A 13,670-nucleotide genomic window follows, 5' to 3' on the forward strand; every position below is an offset into this window, starting at 1 on the left:
CCGCCGCCGTCCGGCCGTCGGCCGGGCGCCGACGGCCGGTCGCTCCGGGCTGGTTCAGACCTACGAGCCGGCGGCGGGGCGGCTCAGGTGCCGGGCGAGGAACCGGGCCGCGCTGTCGGCCTCGAACCGGGGCAGTTCCTTGTGCCTGCCGGAGTTGGCGTGCAGCGTCTTCTCCTTCGAGGCGAAGGCGTCGAACAGGGCGAGCGCGGCCTCGCGGGGGATGTGCTCGTCGTCCCACTGCATGTCGAACTCGACCGGGACGTTGATCTCCTTCGCCTTCTCGGCCAGGACGTCGGGCCAGTGCTGGCCGAAGACCGCGGCCGTGATCCTGGGTTCGGCCGCCACGAGCGGGACGCCGATCGCGGTCCCCATGTTGATGCCGAAGTAGCCGACCGGCCCGTCCGCGCCGATCTCCGGAAGTTCCTGGAGCGCGTCGAGGGTCGCCCGCCACTCGGGCACGGCGAGCCGCGCCAGATGGTCGTTGTAGCGGACGACGACGGGGCCTTCCGGTTCGCCCGCCGCCCTCGCCCGGTACAGCTCCGCGATCTCCCGCTCGTCGTGCTCCGAGCGGGGGCGGTCTCCGTGGCCTGGAGCGTCGATGACGGCTACGTGGAAACCGCAGCCGGTCACGAGGAGACGCGCCCGGCCCGCCATGGCAGGCGACTTCTTGTGCGTACCGCCGCCGTGCCCCATCAGCACCAGGGGCGCCCGGTCGGCGGCGGAGGGCGGCGACCAGAGGACACCGGGAACCCCGCCCACGACGAAGTCGCGCTCGGTCATTCCGTTCGACGACGACCGGGATGTGAACTGCAAAGCATGCATGAGGTGTTGCCCTTCGGGAGTGCCTGGTTGTCGAGGCGCTCCCGGCGACACCTATGTCGGTCGTCCGGCCGTGGGGAAAAGGGGGAGCACCCACTTCGATACAGCGTTCATGGGTCTCACCTCCTCGGCGGTGTCACGGTCGCAGGGAACCTATCAGCCGCGCGGTCGCCCCGCCCGCCCTTTTCCCGCCCCGCCGCCGGCGAGGTTCCCGGAGCGCGTACGCGCGGCCCCGTCCGCCCCGCCGGGAGCCGCCACCGGCTCTCCGGCGGGTCTCCCCGCGTCGGAACGGACGAGCGGTACCAGCACGGCCGCACCGGCCACGGCGAGCAGGGCGACCACCCGCAGCACCCCGTCGATCGCCGAACCGTCGGACGCCGCCACACCGGCGGATCCGCTGACCTCCTCCAGCACGGTCGCGGCCACCGTCACGGCGATCGCGCCCCACAGCACCAGCGAGGTGAGCACCAGTCCCGAGGCCGCCGCCAGCCGCCCCGCGGGCACATACGACTGGGTCGCCGCGTTGGTCAGTGCCCAGCCGAGACCGACGCCCGCTCCCACCACCGCGAACACGGCGGCGTAGAGGGGCAGCGGACGCACCCAGGTCAGCGCCGCGAGCGCCAGCCCGCTCAGCAGCAGCCCCACCGCCATCAGCACCTCAGCCCGCCACCGGTGCGTCAGATGACCCGACCAGTAGCTCGCCGCGCCCACGCCGGCCGACAGCGCCAGGAAGACCACTCCCGAGTCCAGTGGGGAGAGTCCGCGCGCCTGTTGCAGATACAGCGCCGCCAGCACCGCGACGAGGCAGTACACGATGTTCGACACCGTCCCGGCCACCGTCACGGTCACGAACGGCCGGTTGTGCAGCAGTGAGAGGTCGATCAGCGGTTCCTTCGTCCGCCGCTCGATCACCACGAACAGGCCCAGCACGAGAGCACCCACGACGAAACACGCCACGGTGGCCGCGGAGCCCCAGCCCCAGCTCGATCCCTGGTCGACGGCGAGCATGACGGCTGTCAGACCTCCGGCCAGGGTGACGGCACCGGGCAGGTCCATCCCCCGGGCGGCACCCTCGTCCCGCGATTCCGTCACGTACCGCAGCATCAGCAGCACCGCCAGCAAACAGAACGGCACGTTCAGCAGGAAGACCGCACGCCAGCTGACGAGTTCGGCGAAGGTTCCGCCGACGAAGGGCCCCAGCGCGGTACCGATGGCGCTGAAGGCGAGCACCGTGCCGACGGCCCGGCCCTGACGGGCGTCGCGAAAGTGCGCGGTCACCACCGCCACGGCGATCGGCAGGACCAGGGCCGCCGTCATTCCCTGGACCACTCGTCCCGCGGTCAGCCACGCGGTGTTCCGGGCCGTGCTGCACACCACCGACATCACGGCGAAGCCCGTCAGCCCGATGACGATGACCCGTCTTCGGCCGTAGAGGTCGGCGGCCCGTCCACCGACGATCATCAACGCGCCGAGGGTGAGCATGTAGCCGCTCACCAGCCACTGGAGGTTCGTGGACGGCGTCCCGAAGTCGCGGGCGATCACGGGCAGCATCAGATTCAGAGCGAACCAGTCCAGCTCGACGAGCAGCATCGCGATCGAGGCGGCGGCGATGACCGCGCGGTCCCGGCGGGAGAACAGTCGTGTCGTCCGGCCTGCGGATCCGCTCACGACGACCATCCCCTGACAGGTCACTCCTCCAGCCAGCCTGCGTGCGCTCGAGGAGCCCCGCAACCGGAACCCGTCCCGGCTCCGCAGCCGGAGCCCGTCCCGGCCTCCCTCGCGGCCCCGAGGCTGGAACCCGTCCCGGCCTGCCTCGCGACTCCGCGGTCGGAGCCCGTCCTGGCCGCCCGCACCGCTCCGGGACCCCGAACGGGGCGGCAGGTCCGTCCCGTTCCCCGTGGGTGTCCCCGCGGTCCGCTCAACTCCCTTATCGCGCCGACCACATGACCGTTCCGAGTAGGATGATCGAACACTTGGCCTGCCGCGTTTCCGTGGTGCGATGGGAGCTAGCAATGACGATCGACCGACAGTCGTTTCCGCCGCTCGACACCAGCAAGGCGCATCCCGCGCGGGTCTACGACTGGTTGTTGGGCGGCAAGGACAACTACCCGGTCGACGAGGCGGTGGCGGAGAAGCTGCCGCCCGAGGCGCGGGACGCGGCCCGGCAGAACCGCGAATTCATGCACCGGGCGTCCGCCTGGCTCGCCGAGCAGGGCATCGACCAGTTCCTGGACATCGGCACCGGGATTCCCACGCAGCCTAACCTGCACCAGATCGTCCAGGACATCACTCCGGCGGCGAAGGTCGTCTACACCGACAACGACCCGATCGTGCTGCGTCACGCCGAGGCACTCCTGGTCAGCCGGCCCGAGGGGATCACGGACTACATCCAGGCCGACGTCCGCCAGCCGCAGGAGATCGTCCAACACGCCCGGCACGTCCTGGACTTCAGCCGCCCGATCGCACTGTCACTGATCGCGCTGATGCACTTCATCCCCGACGAGCAGGACGCGCATTCCATCGTCCGCAACCTGGTCGAAACGCTCCCCTCGGGCAGTTACCTGGTGCTCTCGCACGCCTCCTCCGACGTGTTCCCGGAGCTCTCCGCCCAGGTCACCGCCGAGTACGCGAAGGGCGGCATACAGCTCGGCTTCCGTACCCGGGCGGAGGTGGAGCGCTTCTTCGAGGGCCTCGACCTCGTCTCCCCCGGCCTGGTGACGGCGACGGAGTGGTTCACGTCGGATCAGGCGCCCGCGGCGGAGGGCAGCGGCATCTACGCGGCGGTGGCACGCGTTCGCTGACCTCCACGGGCACCGGCGGACGCGCCGCGCCCCCGGCGATCCGGGCCGGGCGGCCCGGCATCGCGTCCATGCGGGTGGCGTATGGGGCGGCGGCGAGCCCCCGACGGCCTGACCGGCGTTGTGCAGGGTGCCAACTCACGATCAGTCAGAGAGGACGTCCTGTGCGTCGAACCATGCTGTTTTCTGTCTGTGCTCTCGTCGCCGCCGCCGCCACCGGATTCTTCACCACCAGCGCCATCCGCAACCGCTGACGGCGAGACGCCCCGCACGTTCGCGGACCATGCGCGAACCGGGCTGCCACCGGGGGTGGGACGGCGGGAGGGCCGTCCCACCCCCGACCTGTGCCCCGGACCCGGGTTCAGTCCGCTTCACCGTCGTCCAGGCCGGACGGGTGGGCTGTACGGCCGGTCATGCGCAGCCGCAGAGCGGCGGGGATGACGAACCACAACAGGATGTACAGCCCGGCCACACCCGCGACGATCCACGGCACGTACCCGTCGTCATGGGTGGCCGTCCGCAGCACCAGCAGGAGCGAGGAGGTCATGGTGAGCAGCAGGAGCAGCAGGCCGAGCAGGGTCAGCCTGGATGCCCACACGACGGCCTCCGGCTTGATGAAGCGGCCCGTGACGACGCGGTGGAAAGCCACCGGGGCGATCAGCGCGCCGATGGCCGAGGCCCCGAGGACGATCGTGACCATGTAGAGCGTCTGGTCCGCGTCGGACAGCCGCCGGTAGGACGGCTGGAAGACCACGGTCAGCAGGAAGCCGAACAGGATCTGCACGCCGGTCTGGGCCACACGGATCTCCTGGAGCAGGTCACCCCATTTACGGTCGGCCCGCTCCTCGGGCGACTCATCGCGTCCGTCGGCCCGTCCGTCGCCCCGCATCGGCAGTCCCTCTCCTGGCGGCACCACTCGCGAAGCCGCACTCGTGTTCCGGCGTCACTCAGCGGCCCAGCGCGTTCTTCAGCTGCTGCTTGCTCATCGACGAGCGGCCATGGACGTCGCGCTTCCTGGCCTCTTCGTACAGCTGGTCCCTGGTGGGACCCCGCGCCCCGGAGTGCGAACGCTCGCCGCCGCGCCGGGGCGCCGACTTGGGGTCGCGCAGCGAAGCCTTGCTCGCCGTCTCGGACTCGCCCGACCCGCCCGTTCCTTGTTCACCGTGCGTGCCGCGATCTCCTTGGCACGGCTCGCGGACTCCCCGCGGTCCTGAGCGCTCTCCTTGATGTGTTCGTACTGCCGCTCGCGCTTCTTGTTCGATCCTGCGGGCATGGGCTGCTTCCTCCCTGGACGTGGCCGTACGTGGACATCGAGTACCCCCGATGCCCCGCGGGCTCACGGCCGGCCCGGAATTGCCTCCCTAAGTGTTCAGCTGTGGCCGTCGGGGTGGAGGACGACCTTGGTCCATCCGTCGTCGCGGCGGTCGAAGCGCTCGCTCCGGAACGGAGGAAGTCTCCGCGCCACGGTGGCGGGGCACTTCCCTGCGGCGGTGGCTGCCGGTGGACGGCGCCACCCCGGCCGGACCGAGCGGGCCCGACCCCGTTCGCCGCGGGGCCGGCCGTTCACCGCCTGACGGCACTTGCCGTACGGGCAGCACCTCACCGCCCGACGGCACTCCGCGCAGAGGCCGTTCAGCCCTTCCGGTGGCGGACCGCCAGCCAGATGACGACTGCGGCGCCCGCCGCGGCCAGAACCAGGGTGCGGTTCTCGCGTGCCAGGCGCGCTCCCTGGGCCGCCTGCCGCCGCAGTGGTTCCGGTGCCTTCTCCTGCCACACGCCGCCGGCCTGCGCGGCCCTGTCCCGCACCTGGTCCGCGGCCTGCGCCGCCCTGTCCCTGACCGGGTCGGGCACCTTGTCCTGGACCGAGTGCGCGGCCTTGGCCGCCCTCGCCTTCAGCTCCGCCGCCTTGGCCGCGGCCTGCTCGGCGACCTCGGTGGTCTTCTCCTTGGCCTGCCCGGCCACCTCCACGGTCTTCTCCTTGACCTCGGCGCCCTTCTCCTTGGCGCGGGTTTTGACATCGGCCTTGTCGGCCAGTGCCTGGACGGTCGCTCCCAGCTCGGCGCGGGTCCGCTCGACCTCTTCACGCATCTCGCCAGGGGTCGTGACCCCATGCTTGCCGTCGGACGGTTCGCTCATCGGTGGGCACTCCTCTTGATCTCGGCGACATCGGCCTTCACGTTCTCGATCGCCTGCTCCGGCCTGGGCGGTGCCGCGCGGCCGGCCTGCCTCTTCCCCGTCAGCGCCATGACCGCGGCGACGACGGCCAGCACCACGGTGACGATCAGCGCCGCGGCCCACACCGGCAGTGGTACGGCCAGCGCGGCGATCGCGGTCGCCACGAGCGCCTGAAGCATCAGGAAGCCGACCACTCCCGCGCCGCCGAACAGACCGCCGCTCTTCCCGTAGCGCCTGCCCTTCTCCTTCATCTCCGCCTGTGCCAGACGGAGTTCGCCCCGCACCAGCTCGGTGAGCTGCTGCGAGGCCCGCTGGACCAGCTCACCCACCTGATCCGGCCCTGTCCCCCGTGTCCGCTCGGCCGGTCCGTCGGACCGCGTCCGCACATCCGACACGGTGATCACCTCCTGCCCGTATACCGATCCGGGCCGGGCACTTCGGGCGTGCTCCGGCCGTCGCTGAGAAACCGGGTACCCCGAACCCGGCGGTCCAGGGCGGTTCGCGTCATTCGAAGTCGGCGACGACTCTGGTGTCGAGGTGTTCGAGGAGGTCAGCGGTGTCCCAAGCGGTGAGCCGGCATGCGGTCGTGCCGCTCCGGCGTGGAAAACGGTGAGCCGGCGTGCTGCCCTGCCCCTCCGGCATCCGTCCGGCTACGGCTTGGTCCCGAGCCGCAGGTCGACCTCCTTCTCCTGGTCCCCCGACGCCGTGCCCCGCTCCTGCACGGCGAACGCGCCGTTGAGGGCTTCGCGAAGGAGGTCCACGGCGAGGTAGCCGCCCTGAAGCGTCGCGCTGACCGGACCTTCCAGCGGGGCCGGGCCGGTCGGGATGCGTTCGTCGGCCGGTGCGAAATCCGCGGTCCACACCGAGGGCCGGGCCCCCGGCACCTCCTCGGGTACGTCGTCGAAGGGCGGGTCGGTGGGAAACGCCGTTCGCAGGACGTCGAAGACGGCGGCGGCGTCCTGACTGGACGTGCCGGTGAGGGACACGGTGACCATGGTCTCTCTCCATTCCGCTGGGGTACGACGGTGTATACGGGGTCTTGCGCGGAGGCGATTCCCGGCGCGAAGATCCCGAAGCGAGTGCAGCCCGACCCGCCGAGCAGGGCGAGGCCGCCCAGCACGGCGACCGGCCGCCTGCGTCCGCCGACGCCGTTCCGGAGGCTGCCGGGTCGAGGACGTCGTGCGACGCGCGAGGGTGTCAGGCGGACGACTCGTCCGGCACCGCGTGCCCGGGGCGGGAACTGCCGGAGTGCGGGACACCCGTGCGGCCGGTGCCCGCCTCGTCCGTGTCGGGGATACCCGGGTCGGGGATCTCCGGATCGAAGATCTCCGTGTCGGGCGTCCGCGGATCCGGGATCTCGTGACCGGCGTTCCGCCCGGCCGGAGCCTCGGCACCGCCCTCGGTGCCGGGACTCTCCGCCGTCGGCCGCTCACCCGTGGTCGCCGGCCGGGGCACGCCGACGATGTCCAGCGGATCCTCGCCGGGTGCGGCCTGCTGATCGGGCGGATCCCTCGGTACGGGCTTCCGTACCGGCCTCCCACCGTCTCCAGGGCTTTCCGGGCGGCGCTCGTTCACGGCGTCCTCATTCCGTCGCGCGGGTGTGGCGTGACGCGCAAGTACCCCTCTCGTTCGTGATGATGCAGGTGATCGCAGGACCGGGCCGGTTCGGCCTGCGGCGCGGAGGACTCTCCGGACCCGTCGCACCGGGCCTCCCCGCTCCTGTCGGCGCGAGGGCGGACGGGTCCCCGCGGCGCCGTCGCGAGACGGCCGCACCGGCGATCCCGTGCCCGGCCCGCCCCGACGCCGGCTCTCCGCGAGGCGCTCACATCCAGCGCGGTGCATGCCCGCAGCCCCGCAGGGCACCGGATGAGCTCCCGGCTCACGTACGACGACCCGACGACGCGGAGGCCCGAACCCCCGTCACCGTTCCCGCCACTCCGCTGCCGGGCTACTGCAACGCGCGGACCGCGGCCGTGAACACCGGGGACAGCCGGGACGCCGCGGGGACGACCAGGCGGGCGGTGCCGGGACGACGGCTCGCGGCCAGCAGCGCGCCGGTCAGGAGCCGGTGACGCCTGGTCAGCAGGGTCCAGGCACGCTCGTACTCCCCCGCCCGCCCCGCCGCGAGGCACCGGACGGCGGCACCGGCCGTCGCCAGGCCGAGTGCGATCCCCTCTCCGGTGAGGGCGTCGACGTAGCCCGCCGCGTCACCGACGAGCAGGACGCGTCCGGCGACCCTGCGGCGCGCCCGCTGGAGCAGCGGGCCCGCGCCGCGCACGTCCGTGGCCCCGGCCCCGCGCAAGGAGGCGGTGAGGTCCGGGAAGTCGGCCAGGTGCTCCTCGTATCCGCGACGCACCCGGCTCAGGACAGCGACACCGACCAGGTCGTCGGCGACCGGCGTCACATAGGCCTCGCCCAGGCCGGACCAGTGGACCTCGACGAAGTCCGTCCAGGGCTCGACACGGTAGTGCCGGCGCAGTCCGTAGCGCCGGTGCGTGCCGCCGGGCAGTTCCAGCCCGAGGCCCCGGCGGACGGCGGAGTGCAGGCCGTCGGCGGCGATCAGCCAGCGGGCCTTGAGCCCGGCGGCGGTGACCGAGTCCGCGCTCTGGCGCACCTCGCCCACCCTGCCCGGCACGATCCGCACACCGAGCCCGAGTGCGCGCTCGTGCAGTGCGCGGTGCAGCTCGGTCCGGCGGATTCCCAGGCCGCGGAGGCCGCGGAAGGGCGCCTCGGCGCGGGCGGTGCCGTCCACGTACCGGATGCCGCGCAGTTCCTTTCCCGGGGCCTTGACGCCCAGCGCCCGCAGCCCGGCGACGCCGCTGGGCATGACACCTTCTCCGCAGGCCTTGTCCACCGGCGCGGTCCGCGGCTCGACGACCACCGCCTCCAGGCCGGCCAGTGCGCTGTGGATCGCGGCGGCCAGACCGGCCGGGCCGCCGCCCGCCACCAGGACGTCGATCACGCCGGCACGGACCCGAGCGCGGGGGCCACACCGTCCAGTGCCCGGTTCTCGCACCGGATGCGTACGGTGAGCACGACGGCATCGGCCAGCGTGAAGAGCAGCGCCGTGACCCAGGCGGTGTGCACCAGCGGGAGGGCCACTCCCTCCGCGACGACCGCCACGTAGTTCGGATGCCGCAGCACCCGGTAGGGGCCGCGGGCCACGAGCGGCAGACCGGGCACGACGATCACCCGGGTGTTCCAGCGGGACCCGAGGGTGGCGATGCACCACCAGCGCAGCGCCTGGGCGCCCCCGAGCACGGCCAGCATGGGCCAGGCGAGTGCCGGGACGAAGGGGCGGCCGGTCAGCCACACCTCGGTGAGGCAGCCGAGCAGCAGGGCGGCGTGCAGGGCGACCATCGCCGGGTAGTGGCCCCGGCCCGCCTCGATCGCGCCGCGCGCCCGGCTCCAGCGCTCGTTGCGGCGGGCGACGACGAGTTCGCCCACCCGTTCGGCGGCGACGGCCGCCACCAGCAGTCCGTACCAGTCCATGTGTCCGTGTCCCACCGTTCCATGTCGTGCGCCGGGCGGCCTACCAGCGCAGCAGCACCAGTTCGCAGGCGAAGCCCGGCCCCATCGCCAGCAGCACACCCGGGGTACCGGCGGGCGGGCGGCGGCCGGCCAGGGTGTCGCGCAGTACGTGCAGCACGGACGACGAGGAGAGGTTGCCCACGTCGGCCAGATGACGCCGGCTCACATCGAGGGCCCCGTCGGGCAGGTCGAGTGCCTCGCCGACGGCGTCCAGGATCTGGGGCCCGCCGGGGTGGCACACCCAGGCGCTCACGTCCTTCGGCTTCAGTCCGTGGTCGCCGAGGAACCCCTCGACGTCGTCGGCGAGGTGACGGCGCACCACATCGGGGATTCCGGGGTCCAGAACGACCTGGAAGCCCGAGTCCTTGATCTCCCAGCCCAGGATCCGGCCGGAGTCGGGATACAGCCGGCTGCGGGTGTCGACGATCGTGGGGCCGGCGGCTTCGCCCGTACGACGGGATCCGCAGGCCACCACGGCGGCGGCGCCGTCGCCGAACAGGCCGGTCGCGACCAGGTTGGCCGGGGAGGGATCGTCGCGCTGGAAGGTGAGCGAGCACAGCTCCACCGACAGCAGTACCGCCACCTCGTCGGGCCGGCCGAGCAGATAGTCGTGCATACGGGAGAGGCCCGCGGCGCCCCCGGCACAGCCGAGGCCGAACATCGGCATGCGTCTGACATCCGGCCGCAGCCCGAGGCGGCCCGCCAGTCTGGCGTCGACGGAGGGCGCGGCGATGCCGGTGACGGAGGTGAAGACCAGCAGGTCGACATCGGCGGGGGACAGACCGGCCAGGCGCAGGGCTTCCCGTACCGCCTTGGCTCCCATGTCCGTCGCGGCCCGGATGAAGACGTTGTTCGCGGCGCCGAACCCTTCCAGGGCCTCGTACTGTTCGAGCGGCAGTGTCATGTGGCGGCCGCGGACGTTCGCGGCCCGGTGCAGCCGATCGAGCGCCCGGCGGTCGGCGCCGTCGCGCAGGCATCTGCGGGCCACCATGTCCGTGATCTCGGACTGGTCGTAGCGGTGCGGGGCGAGGGTTCCGTGAACGGCGGCGATCCGCGTCATTGGGCTCCCGTCCGAACCGACTGGGGTGGGCTGCTCAACAGGCCTTCCCCGGAGCGGCGCCTCGCCACCAGGGATCGCCCGTCCGGCCGTTCCTCCCGTGGCGCGCCCGAACCGCGTGGACGAGTCCTCCTACCATCGCCGGGTGGGTACTCCCGAGCAGACGACGGCCGGTGACACCGCGGGACGTGGGAGCGGCCTGGCGGGAGGTCTGGGCCGGGCGTGCCATCCCGGGCCCGTCGTGGCCGTGACGACCCTGACGGCGGCGCTCGCCCTGATCGCGGGCCGTGGACCCGGGGGTTGTGTCCTGGCCTGGGCCGCCGTGCTCGCGGGGCAGTTGTCCGTCGGCTGGTGCAACGACGCGTTCGATGCCCGGCGGGACACGGCGGCGGGCCGGCGTGGCAAGCCCGTCGCGGACGGCGCGGTCGGGGCGGGTCAGGTGTGGACCGCCGCGTACGCGGCGCTGGCCCTGTGTGTACCGCTCTCGCTGGTCTACGGTCTCTGGGCCGGCGCCGTGCACCTGGCCGCGGTGGCCGCTGGATGGGCGTACAACCTGCGGCTCAAGGCCACCCGTTGGTCGTGGGCGCCCTACGCGCTGGGGTTCGCCGCGCTCCCCGCCTTCGTGACGCTCGGGCTGCCCGGTCATCCGTGGCCGGCCTGGTGGGTCCTGGGGGCAGGGGCGCTTCTGGGAGTCGGAGCCCATCTGGGCGACGTGCTTCCGGACATCCGTGACGATCTGGCGACGGGTGTACGAGGGTGGCCGCAGCGGCTGGGGCCGGACCGTGCGCGGCTGCTGCTTCCGGTGCCCCTGGTGATCGCGTCCGCGCTGCTGGCCCTGGGGCCCCCGGGACCGCCGCGACGGCGCGAGGTGGTGGCGCTGGCCCTGGTCCTCCTGGTCGCGGTGACGGGGACGGTACTGGGACGCCGCCGGGAGCGGCTGGCGTTCGCGACGGCGGTCGTCGTCGCCGCCGTGGATGTGACCATGCTGCTCGGCGGCACCGGGATGGGGCCCGCCTGACGAGTACGCACACGACGCGGAAGACCCGCACCGTGCGGTGCGGGTCTTCCTCAGCGAGGCCGTCCGGCGAGCCGAGTGATCACGGGGTCTGGCGGTGCCCGGCCCTCGGCCGGACATCTGCCATCATCCGGCTCCGAACGGGCGTGCCGTCAGGGACGGTTCAGTGACCGCCGTGACCGCGGTGGTCGCCGGGCCCACGGTGGTCGTCACGGCCGTGGTTGTCGCGGCCGTGGTCGTCACGGCCGTGGTTGTCGCGGCCGTGGTCGTCACGGCCGCGGTTGTCGTCACGGCCGTGGTCACCGTCGTGGCGCCGGCCCCAGGAGACGCTGTCGACGAAGCGGCCGCGCTCGGTGCGCAGCGTGGCGACGTCGGAGTGGTTGTCCCACACCTCGTTGCGGCGGTCCTGGTAGAGGTCGCGGCTGGTGTCGCGGCCGAAGCCGGTGTGGACGCGGACGGTGGCGCGTCCGCCGAGCCGGTAGTGGTTGAACGTGTAGCGGTTGCCGGTACGGTCCGACAGCGTCCAGCCGTCCAGGTTCACGCCGTGGCGGCTCGAGTTGGTGACTTCCACCCACTCGGCGTTCAGGGAGCGGGCGGAGCGGTCGTCAAAGCCCGGCGCGTCGGCCTGCACCCTGGTGATCGCGACGTGCGTGCGCTCGAAGCGGGGCTCCGCGGCCGAGGCCGACACGGAGGCCGAGCCGACAAGAGCGCCGGCGGCCAGAGCGGCGGCCACCATCCGGCGGGCAGTGACAGACGTGGAAACGGACATGAGAGCTCCTCAAGGTTCGAGAGCCGGCACACCCCTTGCGGGCACCCCTTGCGGGGAACCTGCATGGTGCGACCCTGTGCGAGTCCCGGCCCGGTGGCCGAGGACTCATAATTTGCTGCACATCCCCACCCAAGAGGGGCGACACCCGACCGCTGTTACCAATTACGGACATGTCGGTTACAGATACTTGTATCGGCCCTTTAACCGCTGAAAGATGATGAGTGACGGCTTGTCATCGCCAACTCCCGTACTCCTGAAGCCTCCAGGCGACAAGCCTGCATCTTCCGCATCTCCGCTCCCCGCCCGGTGATCACTCGAAAGTGAGTAACACCCTTCCGGTCCACCGCGACCACACGACCGGCCCGTCCGGAGGGTTCACCGGGCGGACACAGCGTCAACGCGCCCGCAGGGCACGGAATTCGAGGAGGGAAGCAGTACGAGAGAAGGTCAGCAGCAAAGATACGAGCGGCGGCGGCCGGTCGTCGGCGACATCCGCGGGCCGGAGATCTCGGGCGTCCCGGGAGGACCCTGCGCGAGGGTGCCGGGCACGGACGAGAGGAGACGGCGCTGATCGACCGTCGGAGACACGAAAGGACGGTGCTGATCGTCCCGTCGGAGACACCTGGGGACGGAACAGTTCGGCCGTCGAGAGCGAGACGCGACGGCACGGATCGATCGTCGGAGACGAGATGTGACGGAACTGATCGACCGTCGGAGACAAGAAAAGACGGCGCCGGTTTCGGGCCGTCGGAGCATCGGCGCCCGTGGCGCCGGAATGGCGGTGCGTGCCCTCCGTGGGCGTGCCGCACGCTGCCGAGGTTTCAACACACGTCCTGGCGGCCCCTCTTGAGAGGCCGGCAGGCTTTGCCGTCCCGCACGGCGCCTCGATCGTTGATGTGCGACGAGGCGCCGTGCCGGCGTGGCGCGAAGGTCAGGCGGGGGTGATGTTCTCCGCCTGCGGGCCCTTCTGGCCCTGGGTGATGTCGAACGTCACGGCCTGGCCCTCCTGGAGCTCACGGAAGCCAGTGGCGTTGATGTTGGAGTAGTGGGCGAAGACGTCGGGGCCGCCGCCGTCCTGCGCGATGAAACCGAAGCCCTTTTCGGCGTTGAACCACTTGACAGTTCCGCTGGCCATGCCAGTGCCTCTCATTCGTTGACGGGTCCGCACCGCGCGAACCCGGAGGTAGTCGTCCTGGTCCTCGGGCACTGCACAGCAAAACGCCCGCACCACGGCGCGGGCAGGTACTGCGAACCACGACATCTGCCAGCGACGTTACACGGCGAGAGCGCCTCTCACCAGAGAGCAAGGGCTGTCAGGTGGAGCGACACTCGAGACACACATGCCCCACGGCGGCTCCACGTCATTGCGCGGAGCGCCGTCCAACACGGTCGGCACATGACACACCGCCACGAACCACCCATCGGGACGGCACCGGAAGGGACCATGGTGCGCTGTCGTGGCATGGTCCGCCGGGCCGCCGGTGACGTGACAGGAGCGACCGGCGG

At 72.0% G+C, this 13,670-nt stretch carries 14 protein-coding genes and 2 pseudogenes; 2 read left to right on the top strand and 14 right to left on the bottom strand.

Going from position 1 to position 13,670, the window contains the following annotated elements:
- Nucleotides 1-60: 60 nt before the first annotated feature.
- On the bottom strand, nucleotides 61-822 hold the full coding sequence (locus ABZV42_RS04050) for an alpha/beta hydrolase (RefSeq protein WP_356050863.1): 762 nt from the start codon (nucleotides 820-822) through the stop codon (nucleotides 61-63).
- A 153-nt stretch (nucleotides 823-975) separates the two neighbouring features.
- Complete coding sequence (locus ABZV42_RS04055) at nucleotides 976-2,487, bottom strand: MFS transporter (protein ID WP_355979731.1); 1,512 nt, start codon at nucleotides 2,485-2,487, stop codon at nucleotides 976-978.
- Between the two features lie 344 nt (nucleotides 2,488-2,831).
- Between ABZV42_RS04055 and ABZV42_RS04060 the strand changes: the two genes are divergently transcribed.
- A complete protein-coding gene (locus tag ABZV42_RS04060) occupies nucleotides 2,832-3,620 on the top strand; it encodes an SAM-dependent methyltransferase (protein WP_356050864.1) in 789 nt (262 codons plus the stop codon).
- Between the two features lie 358 nt (nucleotides 3,621-3,978).
- Here the strand turns inward: ABZV42_RS04060 and ABZV42_RS04065 are convergent, their stop codons facing one another.
- From ABZV42_RS04065 to ABZV42_RS04110, 10 genes and pseudogenes are all read right to left on the bottom strand, one after another.
- Nucleotides 3,979-4,506 carry a DUF6328 family protein gene (locus ABZV42_RS04065; RefSeq protein ID WP_356050865.1) on the bottom strand — a complete coding sequence of 176 codons (528 nt, stop codon included), beginning with the start codon at nucleotides 4,504-4,506 and terminating at the stop codon, nucleotides 3,979-3,981.
- A 58-nt stretch (nucleotides 4,507-4,564) separates the two neighbouring features.
- A pseudogene (locus ABZV42_RS04070) lies at nucleotides 4,565-4,890 on the bottom strand (plasmid stabilization protein).
- Between the two features lie 359 nt (nucleotides 4,891-5,249).
- Entirely contained in the window at nucleotides 5,250-5,753 is a 504-nt protein-coding gene (locus ABZV42_RS04075) for a DUF3618 domain-containing protein (RefSeq protein WP_355979739.1), read from the bottom strand.
- Nucleotides 5,750-6,121 (bottom strand): phage holin family protein, encoded by a 372-nt coding sequence (locus ABZV42_RS04080; protein ID WP_355979741.1) that lies wholly within the window; start codon nucleotides 6,119-6,121, stop codon nucleotides 5,750-5,752. The genes ABZV42_RS04075 and ABZV42_RS04080 overlap by 4 nt, the downstream gene beginning before the upstream one ends.
- A gap of 321 nt (nucleotides 6,122-6,442) precedes the next feature.
- Complete coding sequence (locus tag ABZV42_RS04085; protein WP_355979743.1) at nucleotides 6,443-6,787, bottom strand: hypothetical protein; 345 nt, start codon at nucleotides 6,785-6,787, stop codon at nucleotides 6,443-6,445.
- A 14-nt stretch (nucleotides 6,788-6,801) separates the two neighbouring features.
- Nucleotides 6,802-6,915: pseudogene (locus ABZV42_RS04090) on the bottom strand (polysulfide reductase); the annotation flags it as partial.
- Nucleotides 6,916-6,989: 74 nt separating this feature from the next.
- Nucleotides 6,990-7,367 (bottom strand): hypothetical protein, encoded by a 378-nt coding sequence (locus ABZV42_RS04095; protein ID WP_356050866.1) that lies wholly within the window; start codon nucleotides 7,365-7,367, stop codon nucleotides 6,990-6,992.
- 373 nt (nucleotides 7,368-7,740) lie between these two features.
- On the bottom strand, nucleotides 7,741-8,754 hold the full coding sequence (locus ABZV42_RS04100; RefSeq protein WP_356050867.1) for an FAD-dependent monooxygenase: 1,014 nt from the start codon (nucleotides 8,752-8,754) through the stop codon (nucleotides 7,741-7,743).
- Entirely contained in the window at nucleotides 8,751-9,284 is a 534-nt protein-coding gene (locus ABZV42_RS04105) for an isoprenylcysteine carboxyl methyltransferase family protein (RefSeq protein WP_356050868.1), read from the bottom strand. Before ABZV42_RS04105 ends, ABZV42_RS04100 begins: the two co-directional genes overlap by 4 nt.
- 40 nt (nucleotides 9,285-9,324) lie before the next feature.
- Nucleotides 9,325-10,383, bottom strand: coding sequence for a 3-oxoacyl-[acyl-carrier-protein] synthase III C-terminal domain-containing protein (locus tag ABZV42_RS04110; RefSeq protein ID WP_356050869.1), 1,059 nt, complete (start codon nucleotides 10,381-10,383; stop codon nucleotides 9,325-9,327).
- Nucleotides 10,384-10,525: 142 nt separating this feature from the next.
- On the opposite strand from ABZV42_RS04110, the gene ABZV42_RS04115 reads away from it, so the two are divergent.
- Nucleotides 10,526-11,398, top strand: a complete 873-nt coding sequence (locus ABZV42_RS04115; protein WP_356050870.1) for a UbiA family prenyltransferase — start codon at nucleotides 10,526-10,528, stop codon at nucleotides 11,396-11,398.
- A gap of 160 nt (nucleotides 11,399-11,558) precedes the next feature.
- On the opposite strand, the gene ABZV42_RS04120 is transcribed toward ABZV42_RS04115, so the two are convergent.
- Both ABZV42_RS04120 and ABZV42_RS04125 read right to left on the bottom strand, forming a co-directional pair.
- Nucleotides 11,559-12,164: a lamin tail domain-containing protein gene (locus ABZV42_RS04120; protein ID WP_356050871.1), complete on the bottom strand. Its 606-nt coding sequence runs from the start codon at nucleotides 12,162-12,164 to the stop codon at nucleotides 11,559-11,561.
- 931 nt (nucleotides 12,165-13,095) lie between these two features.
- Nucleotides 13,096-13,299, bottom strand: a complete 204-nt coding sequence (locus tag ABZV42_RS04125; protein WP_037622929.1) for a cold-shock protein — start codon at nucleotides 13,297-13,299, stop codon at nucleotides 13,096-13,098.
- Nucleotides 13,300-13,670 lie beyond the last annotated feature (371 nt).

The sequence above is a fragment of the Streptomyces sp. NPDC005281 genome (assembly GCF_040607495.1).
Taxonomy (GTDB): domain Bacteria; phylum Actinomycetota; class Actinomycetes; order Streptomycetales; family Streptomycetaceae; genus Streptomyces.